The sequence below is a fragment of the Prosthecobacter dejongeii genome (genome assembly GCF_014203045.1).
GTDB classification, from domain to species: Bacteria; Verrucomicrobiota; Verrucomicrobiia; order Verrucomicrobiales; family Verrucomicrobiaceae; genus Prosthecobacter; species Prosthecobacter dejongeii.
The window spans coordinates 140,509-163,212 of sequence record NZ_JACHIF010000003.1 but is presented as its reverse complement, the minus strand read 5'-3'; the positions used below and the strand labels follow the sequence as shown (position 1 = coordinate 163,212).

Genomic DNA, 22,704 nt, shown 5'->3' with positions numbered 1-22,704 from the left:
CACACTCGACACTCTCATGAAAACTCATTCCACTCCTTCCCAGGGGCTTCTTCGCCCTTGGTTGAAGACACGCCCAGGACGGCTCCTAGCCGTCGCCACTTCCTTACTCACCCTGGGGATACCTCAAGCTCAGGCCTCCAGCCACAGTGACGCACCGCTCATCAAGCAAGATCCGCAGGTGAATCTCACGGATGTTTATGCCTTCGTGCGCCAGCGTCCTTCGGGAGAAAAAGTGCTGGTGGTGGAGGTGAGCGTGCGGCCTTTTTCCGAGCCTGGAGATGGGGTCATTTATGATCGTTTTGCCGATGATGCTCTCTACTGCATCCACATCGCCCATCCAGTCACGGGGGTGACGATCCAGCGGTACAACTTCCGTTTCTCGGACATGAATCCGGTGAAAGGTCCGAGTTTGAAGAACCCAGATACCATCTTGTCTTATGGCCGTGGCACGGAGGTGGGCCCCATCGTGAATGTGGGGGATGCGCGGCAAAATTACACGCAGACTTACACCATCTCTCGCAATGTGGGAGAGCGTGTGACCACCCTGGGGCGCAATCTCATGGTGCCGCCGCCGAATGTGGGCGCACGCACCACCCCCGCTTACAATGACGCGGAAACAGGCCGCGCCATCTCAGGTGCGACCTCGCGTGAAACGCTGGATTCCTACACCCAGGAAACCACGTATGACCTGCCCAGTGGCGTGACCGTTTTCGCGGGGCCACGGGAAGATGGCTTCTATGCGGATACGGCTGGGATTTTTGATCTCTTAGACAGCCGCATCCTCGATAACACGGGGAGTCTGGCCGATGGGCTAGGCCAGGATGGCAATGGGGTGGATGGCTTTAAAGGGTTTAACGTGCTGCATTACGGCATCGTCATCCCGCTGTCTCAACTCCCGAGCTTTGCCTACACGGGGGCTCTTCAGCCAGCGGCTACGGGGGTGGGAGTTTTTGCCTCTGTGCGCCGTCCGCAGGCCATTTTGTATCCTTCCCGGACTTCCTCCAGTGCCTTTGTGCAGGTGAATCGCCTGGGCAATCCGCTGTTCAATGAAGTGCTGGTGTCTCTGGGTTCCAAAGACCTCTACAACCGCACGCTGCCAAATACGGATAAGAGCACGTTCGCACGCTTTGCTGAAAATCCTGAGGTGGCGGTGCTGATCAATACGGTGTTCGGCACGGGCTTTGCCACGACAGGAAGGGCAGACCTGCGGGCTGTTTACATCCCAGATGTGATCCGCGTGAATACCACGACGGGACCGGTGAGAGTGGCCGGGGATGAAGGCTTCAGCCGCCTAAGTTTCATCGGCGGAGACACGATCGCCGATGGCAATGGCAACATGATTCCTTCCGGTTGGCCGAATGGTCGCCGGTTTGGTGATGATGTGGTGGACATCGCGCTCACGGCAGTCGCCAGTGGCCCGACCTTTGAAACCATCACGGTGGTGGGGGACAATATTCCCTCCAATGACCAAGTGTACAACCGCACCTTCCCGTATGCGGCCACGCCTCACTCAGGCACGCGGAATGAGAAGGACTCCATGCGCATTTGGAAGGCTACCACAAACTGAGAAAACTCCCCGGCGCGGCGGTGTGCCCCCGCACCCGCCGCGCCTTTTTTTTCCGGCCTTTTTATCTAGATTTCTCATGAACGAGCCTCCTTATCCCACCTCTCTGGTGCTTTTGGCTTCTGTGACGGCGGTGGGCCTGATCACGTGGTCCATCATGAACCCAGTGGCCCCGGCGAAAGTCGCCGGGGATCAGCCCGCTCCAGCGGTGGCCATGGAGGCGAAGACGGTGATGGAAATGCTGGCCCCGGCCGGCCCAAAATCGAAGACGGATCGCCTGCTGGTCGAGGCGGAGCAAATGACGCTGAAGCGCCCGCAGCAGGCTGCTTCATGGATCCAGCTAGGCGATGCCCTGGTCCAGAAACAAAGGGAAACCCAGGCCCCCGTCTGGTATGCCCAGGCTGAAAAGGCCTACCAAAAAGCATGGCAAATCGAACCCCAGAATACCGAGGCGCTGAATGGGCTGGCGTGGGTCTATGGCGGTCGGCATGATTTCAAGGAAAGCGTGCGCTGGGCCAAGCTGGCGCTGGAGGTGGACCCCACACACCCCATTTCTCATGGCATCATCGGGGATGCAGCGGTGGAGTTGGGCGACTTTGAACGGGCCTATGAAAGTTATCAGGCCATGATGGATGCGCGGCCTGATTTATCCGCCTACAGCCGTGGAGCCTACCTGGTCTGGCTGAGTGGAGATTCCAGAAAGGCGCGCTGGCTCATGCAGCAGGCCATTGACGCAGGTGGTCCCCATGCAGAGAACACCGCGTGGTGTCACACCCGACTCGCCATGATGCTCTTCCACGAAGGTGCACTTTTACCCGCAGCTCAGGCCGTGGAAAAGGCCCTGCGTGAAACACCCGATCATGCGCCGCTGCTTTTGATGCAGGGTAAAATCAAGGTGGCCATGGATGATGAAGCCGGGGCCACAGCCGCCTACCAGGCCGTCTTAACGCAGGAAGAGAACCACGAAGCGCTCGTCGGCATGGGGGATCTGCACCTCCTTCGCGGGCGGAAACAGGAGGCGGAGGCTTTCTTCCAGCGGGTGGAAAAGCTGCACCTCTCGAACGCGAAACAAGGCATCCATGATCACACCCAGATGGCCCGTTTCTATGCCGACCATGATCGCGAGCTGGAGAAGGCCCTGACCTTTGCCGAAGAACATGCCCAGACTCAAAATGTGTATGAGGCCGATACGCTGGCCTGGGCCCTTTACCATAAGGGGGAATTTTTGCGCGCCCGGAAAGTCATCGAAATCGCCCTCCGTGCAGGCACCCCCGATGCTGAAATCTATTATCATGCAGGTCTCATCGCCACAGCGCTCAAAGATCGTCCAGGGGCGAAAAAACTGCTCGCACGTGCCTTGAGTTTGAACCCCCGCTTTCACCCGCTGCACTCAGGAAAAGCGGTGAAAGCTCTGGATGAACTGGCCCAGCCCCTGGCGACGACGGAATGACCTGGCGTGGCTTTCCCTGCCTCCGGGCTTGAGTTACGTGCGTTGCTAGGCATTTTCGGGGGACAACCATGTTTTATATCTCCACCCGCGGGCAGACCCGTCCCCATTCCTTCACTGAAGCCGTCGAAGCCGGTCTGGCTACGGATGGGGGACTGTTTTTGCCTGAGAAGCTGCCGGACCTTTCTGGCAAGCTGGCTGGCTGGGCGGGGCTTTCCTACCCGGAACTGGCCGCCGAGTTTTTCCAGATTTTCGCTCCCGAGATCCCAGCGGAGGAATGGCGCGCGCTGACGAAGGAAGCGTACTCCCGCTTTGATTCGCCCGATGTCGCCCCGCTAAGAAAGCTCTCGGACCAGACCTACGTGCTGGAGCTGTGGCATGGGCCCACGCTGGCCTTCAAGGACTTCGCCCTCCAGCTTCTGGGGCTGCTTTACAAACGGCAGGTGAAGCTGAAAGGGCAGCGCCTAGCCGTCTTGGGTGCCACCTCAGGCGATACGGGCAGCGCGGCCATTCATGGCTGCATGGGCCAGGAGGGCATCGAGATTTTCATTCTCTATCCCACAGGTCGTGTGGCGCCGCTGCAGGAGCGCCAGATGGCCTGCACGGGTGCTAGCAATGTGTTTGCCATCCCGGTGCCGGGGACCTTTGACGATGCGCAGCGCGTGGTGAAGGAATGTTTTGGCGATGCGGCCTTCATCTCCGAGGTGAACCTTTCCGCCGTCAACAGCATCAACATCGCCCGCGTGCTGGCCCAGTGCGTGTATTACATCTGGGCCTCGCTGAAACTTCCCGCTGAAGCACGCGCCACGGCGGAGTTCGTGGTGCCCACGGGGAACTTTGGCAACGTGCTGGCTGGGTGGCTGGCGCAGCAGATGGGGCTTCCTTGCGGCAGCTTCCGCGTGGCCACGAACCAGAACGATATCTTGTATCGCTTCTTTGAAACGGGCGAATATCGTCAGGGAGAGGTGGCTCCCAGCTTTGCCCCGAGCATGGACATCCAGGCGGCGTCTAACTTTGAGCGTTACCTTTATTTCATGTTGGGGAAGGACCAGAACCGCGTGCGCGAGATCATGCTGCGCATGAAGAATGGGGACCGGGTGACGCTGCCGAAAACGCAGTCCAGCCTGCGGGCCTCCCGCATGGATGATGCCACCATCGAGCGAGTGATCGGCCAGGTGTGGCAGGACTACCAGTATGTGGTGGATCCCCACACCGCCTGCGCCTTCACGGACATGGCTCCAGATCGCGTGAGTGTGGTGCTCAGCACGGCCAGCCCGGCCAAGTTCCCTGAAGTGGTGCAGCAGGCCACGGGCCGTGAACCGCTGCACCCCAGCCTAGAAACCTTGAAGGAGAAGCCGCTGGAAACGCATCCCCTGGAGGCCACCGCTCAGGCAGTGAAAGCCTTCATCCGGGAAAAGCTGGCGCTTTAATTCCCCTTTCCCCCTGCCCCGTGGAGGACGCGCTGACCTGCGGCCTCTGCGCTAGGCGTGGGCTGGAGGGAGGCCAAGGTGTGCGCATCGGGGCGGTCACGCCCCACCTTCACGGTGTGGGTGCCCAGGGCATAAACGCGGGGCTGGAAGCGGCTGCCGCTGACACGCACGGTGTAGAGCAGGTCTCCGGTGCTGTCTTCGATGACCTGCACCACGGGATCTGCCGCGCCCTCAAAGACCAACTCTGGGAGATAGCCAGCCACCTTACGGCCATCATTGGCCTGCATGTCCACGGTGATCGGCCAGCCGGGAAACTGCCCCTGCGGGTCCTTTTTCACATCGGCAAAACGGGGCCAGCACTCGAAGGTGATTTGACGATGCTTTTTGTTAAACCGCACCAGGCCATAACCATCGGCACGCTGCTTTTCATCCTGGATGTCGGGTGGATTCGCATAGGCCATCATGCTGATGCGGTTGCCCAGTCCATCTTTAAAATCTCCGGTCCAGGGCAGAGGGCTGCCAGGGATGGGGTTCGGCCCTGGCTTCTCATCCAGCGGATGCCACCAGCGGCCATAGATGGTATTCACCAGCGCCGGACTGGTGAAGGCATAGGGGCCATCGCCAAATTCCTTGATGCCCTGTTTGACCATGACGGCCAGGTGCTGGTCCCCACACAGATGCACCGCCCAGGCCCGGCGGATTTCCTCCAGCGCGCGGTCGCGCGGGGTCTGGGGCCAGCCGTTGCAATCCAGGTCCGCCAGCAGGCGATCCTTTTCCTTCCCATGCATGTGCACAGCCCCGCAGAAAGCCGTCTGCGAAAGCACGGCCTTCATCGCTGCGCCAGTCCAGTCCTGCCCCCAGTCACGCAGGAACTTTTCCTGCCGCTCGCCCAGCAGTTGCAGGCCGGGAAGATCAATGGTCTTCGGGTCATAGCTGGGGTCATTGATGTGGTCTGGGCGGGGACCCATCTGGGGGATCTTGCCGGCGGGGCCGCTCTTAAACTTCCGGTCTTCTAAAATGGCCATGTCCACACCGCCCACGGTCATCCGCGTGAAATAGACGGTGATGCCGCGCTCCACGGGCGCGGGGTCGGGCGAATCTGGCAGGTGCCAGGACTGCTGGCGCTGCACCTGGTTCACATACTCCACAGGGTACATGTAGCCGCCGTCGGCATTGCCAGGCAGGGTGGAGAGTTTGCCATTTTCACCCCACAGATTCGGATGTCCCACGTCGTGATCATCGGGAATGCAGATGGTGGGACGATCCCGCATGATCTCGCGGAACTGAAGGCCGAACTCGATCCAGCCAGCGGTGTGCTCGGTGTGCCGATACGTCTGATCTCCAGCAAAGAAAAGCACGTCTGGATTTTGCGATTTCAGATTGTCAATGATCTCCGGCCTCAGCCCGGTCGTGCGGCTGGAATTGCATGACATGTTGGCGATGACGATCTCTTCCTGGTCCACCGGATCTCTGCGGATGAGGCCCTCAAACATCGCCCGCTCACCATGGCGCACACGATAGGGCACCGAGACGCTGGCATCCCACCCCTCCACCCGGAAATGCACGTCCCATCCTGGATACAGCACCTCTGCTTTGGCGACCTCTTTCCAAGCGCCATCGCGCTGCACTTCCAGTCGAGCTTCGCGCACCTCACCGGGCTTGAGAGGAAACAACTGCGCGGTCATCTTCAGCACCCCGGCTTGATAAGTGTAGAGGGCAAAAGCCACCACGTCCTCACGCGGCACATCCATGGAGGGGGGCTTGCTAGCGCCGCCGCCTTTGGCTTTCCCCTTGCCTGGCATCTTCGTTTTTGCCACCCACCACTCCCCGGTGGCGAGAGAGTCCAGCTCTGGAAACTGGGTGCCGAAGGGGAGCGCGGAATCCTGGGCTGACACGGACGCGGGCGGAAAAGCCAGAGAGCTCAGGCCCGCAGCCGTCAGTTTCAGCGCATCACGACGGGTGACGGAGGAAGGTTTCTTTTTCATCAAAGTTGGTTATTCAAAGGACTCACGCCATCACTCAGGGATAGGGGTGCTACGCTTCACCACCTCCCCTTCCCACACGGCTTCATCCGTGGTGGGGTCATAGGTCAGCACGCGGCTGGCACTGTTAGGCGCAGGAGGCACATCTATTTTCGGCAGCCACTTTTTATGGTCGGCAATCACCGCCGCATGCTCTGGCGCTGCCGCTAGATTCTTCCAGCCTTCAGGGTCATTCAGCATGTCGTAGAGTTCTTCACTGCCATCGGCATACCGGATGTAGCGCCAACGCTCACTGCGGATGCCGTGGTTCCCCTGGTTGTGGCTGGTGATGGCGGGGCGCTCGCGCTTTGTGTCAGCTTTCTGCAACTGCGGCATCAGGCTCAGGCCCTCGATGTCTGTCCTCGCGGGCAGCCCCGCCAGCTCCAGCAGGGTGGGATAAATGTCCAGCAGCTCCGCAGGCTGCGTGCAGCGCTGCCCCGGCTTCACCCCAGGTCCGGCAAAGATCAGCGGCACGCGCGTGCCCTCATCCCACAGCGAGTTTTTTCCTGTGATGGCTTTTTCTCCCAGGTGCCAGCCGTGGTCTCCCCACAGAACGATGATGGTATTGTCGGCGATGCCTGCCTCATCCAGTGCGGTCATCAAGCGGCCGATCTGCGCATCCACAAAGCTGGTGCAGGCCAGGTAGCTGCGCACCAGATTCCGCCATTGGTTGTTTTCCTTCACCCATTTCAGTCGGGGCTCAGGTAGGTTCCAATGCATGTACCAGGAAAAGCGCGGTGTATCCTGCCGATCATCCTCTAGCACCTTGGGCAAGACGCTGTCATCATCTGGATACAGGTCGAACCACTTCTGCGTGGCATAACAAGGAACGTGGGGAAGAAAGAAACCTGCCGCTAAGAAAAACGGCTGGTCCTTGGGCGCTTTTTTGATCTGCTCCACCGTCCAGCTCGCCACCTGGTAGTCTCCCTTGGAGGTATCATCATTGTCCAGCGGCCAGACGCCCCAGTCCATGAGGGGATTGTTCCCCATCGGCGTCGGGGGGATGAGCTTCGCAGGCGGCTTCGTCCCCACCCCACCGTAAGGAGCCGTGACCTGAAATTCATCGGCACTGTCGCTCTTGGCTTTGGCTTTATTCTTGCCCTTCCCTGCACCGCCACCGGTGCCGCCGTGGTAGATCTTCCCCGTCGCTAGGGTGCGATAACCATTCGCCTCAAAGTGCTTGGGCAGCGTCACCCGATCCTTCCACCGCGGCAGGGTGCGAAACCAGGGTGACAGGCCATAAATGCCCGTGGTGGTGGAGCGCAGACCTAACAGCAAGCTCGTTCTTGAAGGATTGCACAGTGGGGCATTGCAGTGCGCATTGAGAAACGTCGTTCCGCGTGCCGCCAGTTTGTCCATGTTCGGCGTCTTCGCCAAAGGATGCCCTCCCATGTGGCCAATCCAGTCATTCTGATCATCAATCGCGATGAACAGTACGTTAGGCTTCCCCGCAGCCTGGATCTGAGGGGAAAGCGTGAAGGCCAGAGCGGCCAGGAAGAAAAAAGCCTGTTTCATAATCATGCAAAAAAGAGCCGAAAGAAGTGTGGATGACCGTGTGAATCAGGGCGCGGTCAGCGGCGCTTTTTCAAAGTCCGTCTCATTCACCCAGTTCGCTTTCGGCTTTTCACCGCGCATCCACTTTTCATAAAAGCCAGTGCCACTCGTCACCGGATATTCATCGAAGACTTTGCCCTGGCCAAACATGCGGGGATCTCCCTGCGCCTTCAGCTCCGTGGTCAAACGCTCCTGCAAGGAACGGATGCGCTCCACATGCACAGACTCACCTGCGAGGTTATGCACGCAGTCGGAGTCCACGCTCAGATCATAGAGCTCTTCTCCCGGACGAAGGCCGAAGTTCAACTGCCAGAACTTATCTTTCCGGTCCTTGCGCCCCATCTCCAGGATGAGCGATTTGGTCGGTCCACCATCCGTATCCAGGTAACCCGTTTCAGGATTCCCCGCCGGCCAGCGGGTGGGCTCATAGTTCTTCAGATACAGCGTGTCCTCAGTGACGATGCCACGGATGGGGTACCCTTGATCCTGGGGCCGCCCCACATCCGTGCGTTCTTTGCCGATGAGCGTGTGGTCACGGGAGGCGATGACCTGCCCAGCCTTTTCACTCTCCCAGATCTCCCGCCAACTGCGCCCGGTGATGGGCATCATGCCGCTGTCTTTTTCGGCAATGCCAGCCACATCCAGCAACGTGGCGGCGATGTCGGTAAAGTTGACAAAGTCCTCGATCACCCGGCCCGGATTTTTCACCCCACCTGGCCAGCGGATGGCGAGTGGCACATGGTTCGAGGCCGAGTAAGCATACCCCTTCCCGCGCGGGAAAGGCATGCCGTGATCACTGGTCACAATGATGAGCGTGTTGTCCAGTTGCCCGCGCTTTTCCAGCTCGGCGATCATGCGCACTAGGTGCTGATCCGTGTGCTCCACTTCCAGGGCGTAATCCAGCATGTCATGGCGCACTGTTTCGGTATCTGGCCAGTAGGCGGGCACGCGGTCAATGTCTGTGAGCTTCTTGCCGCCTTTCTTGACGCCTGACTGGAACTCGTAACCGCGATGAGGTTCGGTGGAACCGTACCAAAAGCACCAGGGCCCTTCCTTGGGGGCAGCCTCTAGGAAGTCCACAAAGTTGGAAGCATAATCGTTGTTCGCGATCTCCTCCGTCAGCCCCTGAGCCTTGCGTTTATTGAAGGGCTTGCCCGTGATCTGGCGGGGCTTGCCAGCCGCATTTTGGGCGCTGCCGGGTCCCCAGCCTTTGCCGGTGATGCCCATGTGCCAGCCCTTTTCAGTCAGGACTTCCGGCCAGCTTTTCAACTTGGCCGGGAAATAGGCCATGTGGTTTCCCGCCTCCTCATTCTGCCAGGCATGGCGTCCCGTGAGCACGATGGCCCGTGAGGGCGCGCACTTTGCCACGGGGGTGTAGGCATGTTTAAAAAGCAGCCCTTCTTTGGCGATGCGATCAAACCCCGGGGTCTTCACCCAGGGGGTGCCATAAACACCCGCATGCGCACCCCAGTCATCCGCGATGGCAAATAAAATGTTAGGCCGTTTTTCCTCCGCTGTCGCAGTCAGCAAGAGGAGATTCAACGAGCCGAGCAGAACAAGAATGCGCTTCATCATCATTGGGATTTGGGAGTTATTCGCTGGCGGGCATCCCCTTTTTGCCCCGGCCCTTCTTTTTGCCTTCAGCGGGCTCTGTCACAGGCCCAGCCAGGGGTGGGTTTTCATAATAGGCCCCCTCATTGATCAAGCGCGGATCGCCGGTCCGGCTCAGTTCATCCATGAGTTGTTTTTCCAGCCGTGTCTTCACCTCCGCGTAGGCGGGATCCTCGGCCACGTTATTGGTTTCATGCGGGTCTTTCTTCAGGTCATACAGCTCATACTTGGGCCGCTTGCCATAGACCCATTCGTAGTGGGACTTCCACTGGGCGGTGTTTCTCACGCCCACCAGCCAGGCTTTGGTGGGGCCTGCATCATCATCCGGATGCGTGGTGCGCGTGACTTCGGTGATCTCCTGTGCGGTCGGTTCATCCGTGCCATCCAGGCGGTAGGGATCTCCCAGGGGCCAGCGGTCTGGGCGGAAGTTGATAATGAAAAGGTGCTCTGCCGTGTGCAGGGCGCGCTGCGGGTAAGGGCTGAAATCTGCCCGCGCACTCTCCACATGCCGCTCACGTCCCGTCACCACCCAGGTGCGTGAGGCATCTACCCAACCTTGTTGGTTAGACTTCAAAATCGGCCACAGGCTGCGCCCGGTCATCACCTCAGGGATCGGTAGCCCCGCCGCCTCCAGAAAGGTGGGGGCGAGATCCGTCAGATTCACAAAGTCATCCACCACACGCCCGCCTTGCACGCCAGGTCCAGTGATGGAAAGACTGACGCCCGTGCCGAAGCCATAAAGATTGCATTTGCCGTGGGGGAAACCCGGTGCGCCGTGGTCCCCGCTGATGACAATGAGGGTGTTGTCCATTTGACCGGATTTCTCCAGTTCATCCAGCAACACACCGATGCCCTGATCCAGCGCTGCCACCTCCCCGAAATAATCGGTCAGGTCTTCGCGCACCTCCGGCACGTCCGGCAGGTAAGGTGGCATCTTTCCCTTCAGTGCTTCGGGGTCCAGATTCCACAGGGCCTTGCCGCTGCCCTTGATCCAGGTGCGGTGCACGTTCGTGGGGCCGAACCAGTAGCAGAAGGGTTTTTGGCCGTCATTCGCCTGGAGGAAGTCTTGGAAATTGCCCCGCACTTCATCGTACAGCGCCTGCTTGGCAGCCGCCAGCGGTTTGCCCGCAGCGACGGCTTCCGTGACGTTTTCCGAGAAGTTGTTAAACTTCCCTCCGGCTTTTTGAAAGGCATAACGCTGGCCCCCATAAGGCGCATCTGAGGGAGTGCCTGGCCCCCAGACTTTGTGACTCTTGCCGATGTGGTAGCCTGCATCTCGCAGCAGCAGCGGGTAAGCGGGAATCTTCTCATCCCAGACTGCCCCGCGCAAGATCGCCCCCCGGCCTGTGCGCCAGAAATACTGCCCTGAAAGCAGTGAACTGCGGCAGGGCGTGCAGGAAGGCGCATTCACATGCGCATGGCGGAAGAGCACGCCCTTCTTCGCGATCTTGTCAAAGTGCGGCGTGCGCACCGCATCATTGATCCCACCTTTGCCATTCACCTCCGCGTAAATGCTGGCATAGCGACCCCAGTCGTCGGCAAAGACAAACAGAATGTTAGGCTTGGCTGGAGCCGCAGCAGCAGCCTGCCAAGACACCAGCAGGGAAAGAAGAAGGAGGAAGCGTTTCACGAGATGGATCAAAGTTTGTTAGCCCAAAGCAGGTGCCATTTCACTCGCGCCAGACACCCGGCTCATCGGTCCACTTCGTCAGCACCTGCCGCTCCGTCACGGGCCACCAGGCCTGGAGTTTATCCGCCAGGCGCTGCACCACCTCAGGGTTCTGCGCGGCTAGGTTCACATCCTCATGCGGGTCTGCCAGCAGATCAAAAAGCTGCGGGCGCTTTTCCGTGCGTGGGTGGCTGCTGGCATAGCGGTCCAGTTTGCCATCGTAGGTCAGCAGCAGCTTCCATTTGCCATCCACCACCCAGCGATAAAGCAGTGTCTCTTCGGGTTTCTCAATGCTCACCACATCGTGAGCAAAGGTTTCGCCAAAGACTTCCTTGCGCGGGGTCGGCTCGCCAGATTTCAGCACGGGCAGCAGGTTCAGCCCAGGTAGGCTTTTCGGGATCTCTGCCCCCACAGCGGCCAGCACAGTGGGCATGATGTCGATGCTGGAGCAAAGCTGCTCTCCCCGGTTGCCCGGCTGGATCACCTGCGGCCAGCTAAACAGGATGGGCTGGCGGGTGCCGCCTTCATTGGCCGACTGCTTTGACCGAGGTGCATACCCCTGGCTGTTGGGGTCCTGAATCCAGCCATTGTCCGCCACATACACAAAGATGGTGTTTTCAGTGAGTCCTTTTTCTTCGATCTTATCGATGAGCTGCCCGCAGGTTTCATCGAACCATTCCACCATCGCATAATACCTGGCCACGTGATCTGACTTGATGCCCTTGGCCTTGTATTTTTGGAACAACCGATCCGGCGGCGTGTGCGGGGTGTGAGGCATCATGGGCGCATACCAGAGGAAGAAAGGTTTCTTCGCGGCGAGCGCTTGGTCAATGTAGCCAAACACAGGCTCCAGCCCCTCACGGCCCACCTTCAGACCGTCGTCCCCGTGACGACCGCCCGGCTGGGGGAAACCACGGGTCATGCCCGCCGTGAAGCCCCCGCGTGCAGGACTGCCCTCCCACCATTTGCCAGATTGAAAGGTCAGGTATCCCAGCTTTTGCAGCTCGCCTGCGATGGTGGGGTGCTGCTCCACATGCGAGATCAGTTGCTCACGCAGGGCCGCGTATTCGGCCGGCTCCGCATCGGCCTTGCCTTTGCCTTTTCCCTTCTTGCCTTTGCCCGTCATGGAGGGCAGCGGGGTGGGGTCATTGCCGGTGGTCTTGTGCTGGTGAGAATAGAGCCCATTGGCGAAGGTCATCAAAGCCGGACGACACAGAGCGGTGGGCACATAACCCCTGGAGAAGAGCGCGCTGCGGGCTGCGAGTTTATCCAAGTTCGGCGTCTCGATCTGTTGATGCCCCATGAATCCATAATCCGTCCACGCGTGGTCATCTGAGATGAGATACACCACGTTAGGCGGGGCCGAATGGGCCGCATGAGGCACAGCCACGAGAGCCAGACAAAAAGCCAAAAGACCAAGGAGAGGTTTCATAAACAAAAAGGGGGTTCTAACGGCGACGGTCAGCCGCAAAAAATGGAGCTTCGGATAACGAGCCAGCGAGGCCTAGCTTTCGTGAGAATGGAAAGTTATGGCGAATCTTTACCCACCCTGCCGAGGGCACAAAAAACCCCGACCTGCACCAGGGCAGACCGGGGTTCTTCAGAAGGTCCGTGTTAGACGATTTCGACGCCGTCCACCTTGATACCCGGGATAGCGACGGGGTAGCCGCCATCTGCCGTTGGCTTCGCAGGTGGCTCCGTCTCAGCGGTGACGATGGCAGGCATGTGCTGCACCTTCGAATTGAAGGCTTCGTCCCACTTGATCTCTTTGCCAGAGTAGGTGGCCATGCGGCCCAGAACGGCGGTCATCGTGGATTCCGCACCGTAGTAGGCGTTGTTGATCGGCGTGTTGTCACGCACCGCAGCCTGGAGGATGTCATGCTCCGTCTGATACGGATCAGGATCTCCCGTGCGACGGCCCTTCTTGGACTTCGTGTCGCCTTCTTCAGCACCGCCAGAACCTGGACGATACTTCCAGATGACATTGCCCTTGTGGTCCACCGCGTAGCAGTTCGGCTTGTTGTCCAGGTAGATCTTACCCTTTGTACCGGTGAACTCTTCACGCACGGCATTGTACACGCCGGACTGGTGACGGCACTGGCTGTTGATGCGCACACCGTTCTCATAGGTGTATTCGACGTAGTGATGGTCAAAGATCTGGCCGAATTTCTTATCCACACGCTGCTCACGGCCGCCCATGCCCTGGGCACTCACGGGGTGACCGCCGATGAACCAGTTGGCCACGTCAATGTTATGGATGTGCTGCTCATTGATATGGTCACCGCAGAGCCAGGTGAAGAAATACCAGTTGTTGATCTGGTACATCAGCTCGGACTGGCTAGGCTGCTTGTCACGGAACCAGATGCCGCCGCCATTCCAGTAAACCTGGCCGGAGACGATATCGCCGATGATGTTCTGCTCCTTCACCTGCTTCAGAGCTTCCAGGTAGCAGTTCTGGTAACGGCGCTGCAGACCCACCACGACTTTGAGTTTTTTCTCGTCGGCGATCTTGGCCATCTCCAGCACCTTGCGCACGCCTGGGGCATCCACAGCGACTGGCTTCTCCATGAACACATGCTTGCCAGCATTCACCGCCGCTTCGAAGTGATACGGGCGGAAGCCGGGAGGGGTGGTCAGGATGACGAGGTCGCAGCTATCAATGACCTTTTTGTAGCCATCCAGGCCGGAGAAAATGCGGGAGTCATCCACTTCCACCTTCTCGGCGTGTTTGGTGCGGAGGTTGGACAGGGCACCTTCAGCCTTTTCCTTGAAGGCATCTGCCACGGCGTGGAGGACCACGCCTTCCTGCTTCGTGCTCAGCGCCTGGTTGGCAGCGCCTGAGCCACGGCCACCGGTGCCGATGAGGCCGACCTTGATGCGGTCACTGCCAGCGACATTGGCCGACTGGGCGATGGTGAGCCCGCTGCTAGCAACGGTGGCGACAGTGGCTGCCGCCGTGGTTTTGCCGATGAAATCACGGCGTGTGGTGGGGGTAGGTTCAGTATTCATGGTGAGTTCAGATTAACAGCGGGAAAAATTAGGCGTTCCAGGCTTTGCGAATGACTTCGATGCCTTCCAGATAGACCTGGTCTGGAGATGGGAAGAAGTCACGCCACACACGGGTGGCCGCAGCGAGGTCTGGCAGGGAACCGCCGAAGGCTTCGATGGTCATCCAACCATCATAACCCAGAGACTTCAGTTTCTGGATCTGCTCGGTGATGTTGATGTGGCCACGACCAGGGGTGCCGCGATCATTTTCAGAAATATGCACGTGGTTGAGTTTGCCGGAATTAAACACGGTCTCGATGGCCGTGAAGGGACATTTCTCTTCGATGTTGGCGTGGAAGGTGTCGTACATCGTGCCGAAATTGGCATGATCCACACGCTTCACGTAGCTGGAGGCCTGCTCCATCGTGTTGAGCAGGTGGGATTCGAAGCGGTTCAGGGCCTCGATGGCGCACTTCACACCAGCGGCCTCAGCCACAGGCGAAATGGCGCGATGCACTTCAGCCGCGTTGTTCAGTTCCTCTTCCGTCGGATATTTGCCGCTGAACTGGCCCAGGACCTGGTAATAAGGACCGCAAAGGGTCTGCACGCCCGCATTGTGGGCGCACTCCAGCACGCGCTTGAGGTGATCAATCGCGCCTTGGCGATTCGCCGCCACGGAGCTGATGGCGTTGTGCGCCTCATCCGGCAGCACGGTCACCGCGGTTGCCTCCAGGCCGTTGTCTTTCAACACGCGGCCGATCTGGGCAAAGTGGGCCGGATTGCTGACATCGAAGATCGGGATCTCGACGCCATCATAGCCGGCAGCCTTGAGTTTCTCGATCACAGGGAAGTTTTCATCGGTCACGTGACCGGTCCAGAGGAGGAGGTTGAAGCCAATTTTCATGAATGGGGACGGCAGACTAGAAAAGCGCCGGGGAAACCGCAAGACTTGCTTTGCAGCGATTTCACAGCGCGGGCAGAAGAGAACGCAGCCACAGCCCTCAAGGTTTCATGTTGAACATAGCAAAGCGAAAACCATACTCAGTCTGTCACACCGGATTTCTCAACTCCCTGCCCCATGATGTTCACTGCCATCCGCCTCCTGCCCATCCTCGCCATCGGCTCCCTGCTGACTTCCTGCCAAAATGGTCAAAACCCCTTTAGCCAGCAGTCCGGCAGCACGGACCCGTACGTGTCAAACTACGGCAACGACGGCGGTTACAATCCGTATCCAGGCAGCTCTGGCAGCACCACAGGTGGCTACACCTCCCCGCCCACCTACACGCCGCCACCCGCGCCAGTAGAGGCAGATCCGTACGCTTTCAACGCCCCCACCTCTGCCCCTAAAACCTCCAGCACGCCCAAGAAGACCGCCAGTTCCTCGAAGTCGAAGTCTTCAACCGCGAAGAAAAGCACCGCCAAGAAATCCAGCGGTAGTTATAAAGTGGCCAAGGGTGATACCCTCTACGGCATCGCCAAAAAACGCGGCACCACCGTGGCCAAGATCAAAGCGGCCAATGGCATGTCATCCGACCTCATCCGCCCTGGCCAGAGCCTGAAAATCCCGTAAGCAGCCCCAGCCGGTTCCATAGAAAGTGCCAACGTGGAATGGCGGAGGCTGTCGAATGAACGATTCAGTCCACCCGTCAACCCGTTTGCACCCTATGGAAACTCCGCCCAACATCCCTGCTGCTACCGATTCCCGCCCCCTTCCACGCGTTGGTTCTTCGTGGCAGCGAAAGCTGCTGATCGTCGGCGGCATCTTACTTTTGGGCTGTGGCCTCACCGCCGCAGCCACGGCGTGGTGGGTGAAGCGCAATATTTACGCGGATCTCATCCAGCCCGTCAGCCTGACCAACCAGGAACAGCAGATGCTGGAGGCGAAACTGCACGTGCTGGAAACCAGCGCGGCACCTGCCAGCCAGCCTGAAACCTCTCCAGGCGAAAACGAACGCACCCTGGTCATCACGGCGAAGGAGATCAACGCTTACCTAGCAAGCCAGAACCTGGGAGAAACCGTGCAGGTCCAACTGGGGACCGATAGCATCTCCGCCACCGTTTTGGCCCCTGTCCCGGCAGATGCAGGGCTGCCCCTCATCTCGGGGACCACGGTTCGTCTGGGGGTGAACCTCAGCGCCCGCATGGATGACCAGAAAAAAGTGGCTCTGCAGGTCAATGACGTGCGGCTGGGAGGGTTGCCCATGCCCAATGCTTGGTTAGGATATATTAAAGGAGTGAACCTCGCCGGAGAAAACCTGGAAAAAGATCCGGGTCTGCAAAGATTCCTGGCCGGAATTCAGAGCCTTAAAATCACTTCTGAAGGATTGAGGATCGTCCTCGCGGAGTAAGAGATTGAACCTCAACGGCATTTCCTTGGACAACCGAATTGTGAACTGCTCAATAATTTTCAGAAAAAGATGCTTGGCAATGGCACATGGGGTGCTTTAATTGAAGGGCACGGTGGGAGGTCTCCCGGACCAACCTCCATCTCATCAACAAACCAAAATCGACCATCATGAAATTGAAGAGCATGACCTCCGTCATCACGAAGTCGGCACTCGTTCTCGCTGCATCTGCCAGCCTGAGCGCTTTCGCCGGCACCTCCGCCCCTGCAAAAGGCGTCACCCCAGTTGTTCCAGAAGAGTCTGGCGCACTGTTTGACACCGTTGGCGCAACCCTCGAAGTGGGTTACGACACCCGTTATTACTTCCGCGGCCTCTGGTTCGCAGACAACACCGTCTGGACTGGCCTGTCCCTGAGCATCCCGCTCACGGAACAGCTCTCCCTGGGCTTCGGTGCTCTGTACACCACCACCGTTGAGACCTCCTCCTCCAACGCCGGCATCGGCGGTGTGGACGGCGCTGGTGACTTCGACTACTCCGAGCTCGACCTCTCCACCTCCTTGACCTACGACGCTGGCTTCGCCAAGTTCGGTCTGGTTTACACCCACTATGAGTTCTTCGACGGTTTCTCCGGCACGAACTTCGGCATCCCTAACGGCGGTGGCGAACTGAACGTGAGCGGCGTTGAAGAAGTCGGTATGACAGTCGCTGCCCCTCTGGGTCCAGTGAACTTCTACGCTGGTTTCTTCTATGACCTCACCATCGGTGCTTCCTACGCTGAAGTCGGTGCTGACCTTCCGATCGAAATCACTTCTTGGCTGAGCCTCGTTCCTGCTGTCAAAACAGGTTACGGCTTCTCCAACTACTACACGATCGTTGGCCAGTCCCACCAGAGCGGTCTGACTCACGTGATCCCTTCTCTGTCCGCTCCTATCAAGCTGACCAAGAGCGCCACGCTGACCCCTTACATCGCTTACAACATCTCTCTTGACACCCGTCACCTGAACAACACCGAAGACAACGAAATCTTCGGCGGCGTGAAGCTGAGCGTGAGCTTCTAATTCTGTCGGAGTCTTCAAGATTCCTTCACCTAACTCCCGACCAGGGCTCCTGGTCGGGAGTTTTTGTTTGGTGGTGGCGTTGCGACTCGCTATTTTGCCCGATCACCATGGCGACTTCTCCCCTCAACTGGAACTCCTCTTCCCTCACTCACGGCTGGCAGCGCGGCGTTAAATCCTTCTACTGGGGCCTGGGCTTCCAGGCGGAAGACTTCGACAAACCCCAGATCGGCATCGCCACGCCGCTTCTCGATGGGAACCTCTGCAACATGAAGGCCTATGAGGTGGCCAAACTGATCCAGCAAGGCTGTGCCGAGGCCGGGCTGATCGCCTTCCCCTTCGGCGTTTCCGGTGTCAGCGACAACATCACCCAAGGGCACGAAGGTGGTGCCTCCTCCTTGGTTTCACGCAATCTCATGGCCAATGGGGCCGAGATGATCACCAGCGCGCATTGCTACGATGGCATGATCGGCGTGCATCACTGCGATAAAAACGGCCCCGCCTTTGCCATGGCCCTGGCACGGCTGAACTACCCCGGCCTCATCGTCAACGGCGGCAGCATTCTGCCCGGCTGCCATGCGGGCAAGCCCATCACCATTCTGGATTCTTACGACTCACAAGCCCAGGCGAACAACGGCAGCATGAGCTTTCAGGAGTCTGAGGACATCATCCGGGCTGCCTGCCCTGGCGCGGGCGGCTGCGGCATCGCGGCCTCCTTCAATACCTGGGGCATCGCCCTGGAAGCCATGGGACTCAGCCTGCCGGATACCTCCTCCATCCCGGCGGTGGACGCGGCTAAAAAAGACGACTGCCTGCGTGTGGGCAAGGCCATGCGCCGCCTGCTGGAGCTGGATTTGCGGCCCCGCAGCATCATCACCAAAGCCGCTCTGACGAATGCGATGACCGCCATTGCGGCCATGGGCGGCTCCACCAATGGTGTGCTACACATCCTGGCCGTGGCGCGTGAAGCCGGGGTGGACTTTACCCTGCGGGACATGCAGGCCATCTGCCGTCGCACTCCCGTTTATTGCAATTTTGCCCCGCGTGGGCGCGGCACCATGGCAGACCTGCATCGCATCGGCGGCACGGCCATGCTGCTTCGGCATTTCCTCAAAGCCGGGCTTTTGGATGGCTCCTGCCTCACGGTGACAGGCCAAACCTTGGCCGAAAATGTGGCGCACTGCCCAGATGTGCCGTTGGATCAAGACCTCATCGCCCCCCTGGGCCAGCCCTTCAAAGACTATGCCGACCTGCAGATCTGCTTTGGCAATCTGGCCCCGCACGGCATGGTTTTCAAAGTTTCCTCCCGCCAAAGCCCTCGATTCAAAGGCCGGGCCATCTGTTTTGACAGCGTGAAAGCCGTGTCCGATGCCGCCGCTGCGAAAAAAATCCAGCCTGGCCACTTCGTGGTCTTGCGGGGTGTGGGGCCCATCGCCGCAGGCATGCCGGAGCTGCTCGTGGCCAGCGCAGCCTTGGCGGTGCCTGAGCTGGATGGCCAGGTGGCTTTCCTCTCCGATGGCCGTGTTTCGGGGGTTTCTCACGGGGTCATGGGCATTCATTGCTCTCCCGAAGCAGCCGTTTCGGGCCCCATCGCCTTCATTGAAGACGGGGACGAGATCGAATTCGATCTCCTGGAGGGCACCATCCACCTTCATGCCGATCTTTCCACCCGCACCACGGCGTGTGTGAAGCCGATGCCCGGCCGGGGCTACCTGGCGGACTTTGCCGCCACCGCTCTGCAGGCGCATGAAGGCTGCGTTTCGGCCTGGGTCATGCGTGAAGCGTGAAGAGTTTCTTTATCCTCGTCACACAACGCGGGAGCTTATAGAGTGGTGCAACTTCCCGAATGAATTCCATGTGGTCCATCCGGCTCGTGCGAGCCCTCTTCTTTGCCCTGTTCGTCTTCACAGGCATCACCATCTCGCTGGGTTTTCAACAACCGGCCTGGATGGGTGCCCTCACAGGCGCGGCGATCATGGGGCTGTTGTTGGCGTTGGACATTCTCTTCACTCGCTTCAGCCTGCGGGATTTCTCCCACGCGACGTTTGGCCTGGCCATCGGGCTTTTCTGCGCCTGGCTGGTGACGCGCATCGGCGTTTTTCAGCTCGGTTATTTCCAGTCCATGGCCGATGGCGAAGCGGTGCGCAATGTGGTGGAGATCCTCATTTACACCTCGCTCGCGTTTTTTGGGGTCACCTTTGCCCTGCGCAGTGACCGGGATCAGTTCGCCTTTCTGATTCCCTACGTGCGCTTCCGCCGCGATGGCTCCGAAGGTGAGCCTCTGCTGCTGGATACGAATGTGATCATTGACGGACGCATTGCGGCGGTCGTCCAGACCGGGTTCCTCAGTGGGGCCCTGGTGGTGCCGCGTTTTGTGCTGGATGAACTGCAGCGGCTGACGGAGTCTGGAGATGCCCAGAAAGTCATTCGTGGGCGGCGAGGGCTGGAGGTGATGGAGAAAATGCGCACCCTCAGTGACCTGCGGCTTTCCATTCACGAAGATCCCCCCGGCACCCTGCGGGATGGGGCCATCTCCGTGGATACCCGGCTGGTTTCTCTGGCGCGCGAGCTGAATGCGCGCCTGCTGACGAACGATGAAAATCTGGCCAAAGTGGCGCGGCTGCGTGGCATCATTGTCCTCAGTTTCAATGATTTATCTCTGGCCTTGCAGCCGCAGTTGAGCCCCGGTGATGAGCTGTCTCTGGCCTTGACGAAACCCGGCAAGGATAAACACCAGGCGGTGGGGTACCTGGCCGATGGGACCATGATCGTGGTGAACCAAGCCGCGGCGTTCCTGGGCCAGACGGTTGAAATCAGCATCTCCGGGGCCCTCCCCACCTCGGCTGGGCGACTGATCTTTGCCGAGCTGAAGAAATAAACGGACACCTCGCGAGAGGTAGGACGAGCGCGGAGAACACCTCGAAGCTGGATCGCCCCCCTTCTCGCGCCCCTCCGGGGCGCTTGGGCTTTGACGCGTAGTTGGTTATGCGCAGGTCCGGGGGTTCTCGCTCGCCAAGCCTCCGTCCGCCCCATAGCGCATCGTCCGCCATGGAGCGTACGGCAACGTGAGGGACTCCGTGAGCGCTGGGAAGATTAGGCGAATAGGATATTCGCGCTCCGTCGTCGGGCCTGCTGTGTCGGAGGTGTGGAGGGGCGGACGTCTCGGTCCGAGCACGTTTCTCGCGCCCTGGAGGGGCGAAAGAAGAATAGCCGGGGGTGCAGCGAGGCACGAGCGCAACCCCCGGTCTCCGCCTAACCAACAACGCCTCATTACCCGCTGCGCCCTGGAGGGGCGCGAGAAACCCTCGTCCGCGCCCTGATGAGGAAAAAAGGTCCGCTGGCTGGAGCTTCCGTGCCTTGTCGTCCCGTCCCGCACGCAGGACGGTCGGGGAAAAAGGGGCGAACGGCGGCGTGGAGGACTCCGGGCGCGCTGGGAAAGTGAGGCGAATAGGATATTCGCGCTCCGTCGGCGGGCCTGCGGTGTCGGAGGTGAGGAGGGGAGGGCGTCTCGGACCGAGTGCGCTTCTCGCGCCCCTCCGGCGCGATGGGGGGTAAGTGGAAGGCGGCGGGATTTAATTTGTGGAAAGTGACCGCTTTCCACAAAACGACACCTCTGCTCTCCACCCGCGAGACCATTCCACCGCCCCTCACCCCTGGCCCTCTCCCCGCAAGCGGGGCGAGGGGGATGTCTTTTTGCATTCGTTTGCTGAAGACCACACAAACCTTCATTCGTTCTCAGTCCACCCTCGTTCACTCTTTCATGAAGAGTTTCCAAAAGCGCGTTCCCTCTCCCCAGGAACTGGGGAGAGGCCAAGGTGAGGGGGTGGTCGTAGCAAACAGAACCTCGTTCGCAAAAGGGTGCCCTTTTCCCCAAAACGACTCCTCTGTACTCCACCCCCGAGACCATTCCACCGCCCCTCACCCCTGGCCCTGCTCCCCAGTTCCTGGGGAGAGGGGGGATGTCTTATCACCTTCGTCCACGGCAGACCAAACGACCTTCATTCGCTCGGAATCCACCCGCGTTTGCGGAAAAGACTTTAGGAGCGACGGCGGCGGAGGACGAGCAGGCTGCCGAGGGTGAGCAGGCACAGGCTTCCGGGCTCGGGCACGGGGGCGATGTTTTGGATCTCGGTGACGTGCGTGGAGATGCGGGAGGCGTAGGAATTGGCGGCCGAGTCGGGCGCGAGAGACCAGCCGCCGCCATCGCTGCCCTGGTAAAAACCGCCCCGGTCAAAGAGGGCAGCTTCGAATTCACTGTTATCTCCGGGCGTGGCATTGGTATCGAAGTCTTTTTCGACGCCGTAGTTGATGCCCGCGAGCTTCCAGATGCCGCCGTCATTGACGAAGACGGCGCCGCCGGAATCGCCGACGGAGAGGCTGGATTCGTTCTGGCCTAACACATTGTCAAAGTCGGACCGCAGGTAATCTCCCACGATGCCTTCCACGGTATTGGCCCCCCAGCGCGTGAGGCCGTCTGCGCCGGTGTGGTACCAGCCTTTCAGGTCTCCGCCCAGTTCCACCTCGGCACCACGTGGGCCACCGCGACCGAAGACCACCATTTCCAGTCCCGTTTCACTGCTGCCGGTGTAGAGCGGCGCGTAGGTGGAGAAGGTCTCGTTGATTTTAAAAACGCGGAGGTCCGTACCCGCGATGTTCCAGAAACCCTGCCCGCCATTGGCCGCGCTATCGATGGTATAAGTCACATCGGCCAGGCCATTGAAGGTGGCGGTGCTGGTGAAGGTGGGGGAGGCTGAGACGCCGATGTGCTGGGCGGTGATGAAGTACTGCGGCGCGATCATGGTGCCCAGAAAGTCGCCGTATTCGCCCTGGTAGGCCCAGCCACTGTCTGCATACTGGCCGGTGGGGGCACTGGTATTGGCGAGGGGATCTCCGCTATCTCGAATGATCACGGCCTGGGCGGTCAGGCAGCAGGAAAGGCTGAAAAGGAGAATCCGCCCCAGGTAGGAGTGACGAGATGTGGCGGATTTGCCCGAATTCATGCGGTAAATATAACCAAAAC

The 22,704-nt window shown here is 59.5% G+C and carries 16 protein-coding genes; 8 read left to right on the top strand and 8 right to left on the bottom strand.

What is annotated here, in order from left to right; all coding sequences use genetic code 11:
* Positions 1–16: 16 nt before the first annotated feature.
* The 3 genes from HNQ64_RS08600 (at position 17) to thrC (ending at position 4,441) form a co-directional block, all read left to right on the top strand.
* Positions 17–1,567: a DUF4331 domain-containing protein gene (locus tag HNQ64_RS08600; RefSeq protein ID WP_184207534.1), complete on the top strand. Its 1,551-nt coding sequence runs from the start codon at positions 17–19 to the stop codon at positions 1,565–1,567.
* A 76-nt stretch (positions 1,568–1,643) separates the two neighbouring features.
* The gene (locus HNQ64_RS08595) at positions 1,644–3,014 is read left to right on the top strand and encodes a tetratricopeptide repeat protein (RefSeq protein ID WP_184207532.1); all 1,371 of its coding nucleotides are present in this window, start codon (positions 1,644–1,646) and stop codon (positions 3,012–3,014) included.
* Between the two features lie 68 nt (positions 3,015–3,082).
* A complete protein-coding gene (gene thrC, locus HNQ64_RS08590; RefSeq protein WP_184207530.1) occupies positions 3,083–4,441 on the top strand; it encodes a threonine synthase in 1,359 nt (452 codons plus the stop codon).
* Here thrC and HNQ64_RS08585 read toward each other — a convergent pair.
* The 7 genes from HNQ64_RS08585 to HNQ64_RS08555 all read right to left on the bottom strand — a co-directional run bounded on the left by HNQ64_RS08585 (position 4,438) and on the right by HNQ64_RS08555 (position 15,188).
* Positions 4,438–6,426: a metallophosphoesterase family protein gene (locus tag HNQ64_RS08585; protein ID WP_184207528.1), complete on the bottom strand. Its 1,989-nt coding sequence runs from the start codon at positions 6,424–6,426 to the stop codon at positions 4,438–4,440. The two genes, thrC and HNQ64_RS08585, sit on opposite strands and share 4 nt — an antisense overlap.
* 30 nt (positions 6,427–6,456) lie before the next feature.
* On the bottom strand, positions 6,457–7,977 hold the full coding sequence (locus HNQ64_RS08580) for a sulfatase (RefSeq protein WP_221305394.1): 1,521 nt from the start codon (positions 7,975–7,977) through the stop codon (positions 6,457–6,459).
* Positions 7,978–8,022: 45 nt separating this feature from the next.
* Positions 8,023–9,588, bottom strand: a complete 1,566-nt coding sequence (locus HNQ64_RS08575; RefSeq protein ID WP_221305393.1) for a sulfatase family protein — start codon at positions 9,586–9,588, stop codon at positions 8,023–8,025.
* Positions 9,589–9,607: 19 nt separating this feature from the next.
* Positions 9,608–11,257: a sulfatase family protein gene (locus tag HNQ64_RS08570; protein ID WP_343075884.1), complete on the bottom strand. Its 1,650-nt coding sequence runs from the start codon at positions 11,255–11,257 to the stop codon at positions 9,608–9,610.
* Between the two features lie 40 nt (positions 11,258–11,297).
* Complete coding sequence (locus HNQ64_RS08565; RefSeq protein ID WP_184207520.1) at positions 11,298–12,728, bottom strand: sulfatase family protein; 1,431 nt, start codon at positions 12,726–12,728, stop codon at positions 11,298–11,300.
* Between the two features lie 182 nt (positions 12,729–12,910).
* The gene (locus HNQ64_RS08560; protein ID WP_184207518.1) at positions 12,911–14,305 is read right to left on the bottom strand and encodes a Gfo/Idh/MocA family protein; all 1,395 of its coding nucleotides are present in this window, start codon (positions 14,303–14,305) and stop codon (positions 12,911–12,913) included.
* Positions 14,306–14,333: 28 nt separating this feature from the next.
* Complete coding sequence (locus tag HNQ64_RS08555) at positions 14,334–15,188, bottom strand: sugar phosphate isomerase/epimerase family protein (RefSeq protein WP_184207516.1); 855 nt, start codon at positions 15,186–15,188, stop codon at positions 14,334–14,336.
* A gap of 174 nt (positions 15,189–15,362) precedes the next feature.
* Between HNQ64_RS08555 and HNQ64_RS08550 the strand changes: the two genes are divergently transcribed.
* From HNQ64_RS08550 to HNQ64_RS08530, 5 genes are all read left to right on the top strand, one after another.
* Entirely contained in the window at positions 15,363–15,854 is a 492-nt protein-coding gene (locus HNQ64_RS08550; protein ID WP_184207514.1) for a LysM peptidoglycan-binding domain-containing protein, read from the top strand.
* Positions 15,855–15,948: 94 nt separating this feature from the next.
* Positions 15,949–16,632: an LmeA family phospholipid-binding protein gene (locus tag HNQ64_RS08545; RefSeq protein WP_184207512.1), complete on the top strand. Its 684-nt coding sequence runs from the start codon at positions 15,949–15,951 to the stop codon at positions 16,630–16,632.
* A gap of 167 nt (positions 16,633–16,799) precedes the next feature.
* Positions 16,800–17,687: a hypothetical protein gene (locus HNQ64_RS08540; RefSeq protein WP_184207510.1), complete on the top strand. Its 888-nt coding sequence runs from the start codon at positions 16,800–16,802 to the stop codon at positions 17,685–17,687.
* Positions 17,688–17,794: 107 nt separating this feature from the next.
* Positions 17,795–19,471 (top strand): dihydroxy-acid dehydratase, encoded by a 1,677-nt coding sequence (gene ilvD, locus HNQ64_RS08535; protein ID WP_184207508.1) that lies wholly within the window; start codon positions 17,795–17,797, stop codon positions 19,469–19,471.
* 59 nt (positions 19,472–19,530) lie between these two features.
* On the top strand, positions 19,531–20,562 hold the full coding sequence (locus HNQ64_RS08530; protein ID WP_184207506.1) for a PIN/TRAM domain-containing protein: 1,032 nt from the start codon (positions 19,531–19,533) through the stop codon (positions 20,560–20,562).
* Positions 20,563–21,721: 1,159 nt separating this feature from the next.
* On the opposite strand, the gene HNQ64_RS08525 is transcribed toward HNQ64_RS08530, so the two are convergent.
* Positions 21,722–22,684, bottom strand: a complete 963-nt coding sequence (locus HNQ64_RS08525) for a PEP-CTERM sorting domain-containing protein (protein WP_184207504.1) — start codon at positions 22,682–22,684, stop codon at positions 21,722–21,724.
* Positions 22,685–22,704 lie beyond the last annotated feature (20 nt).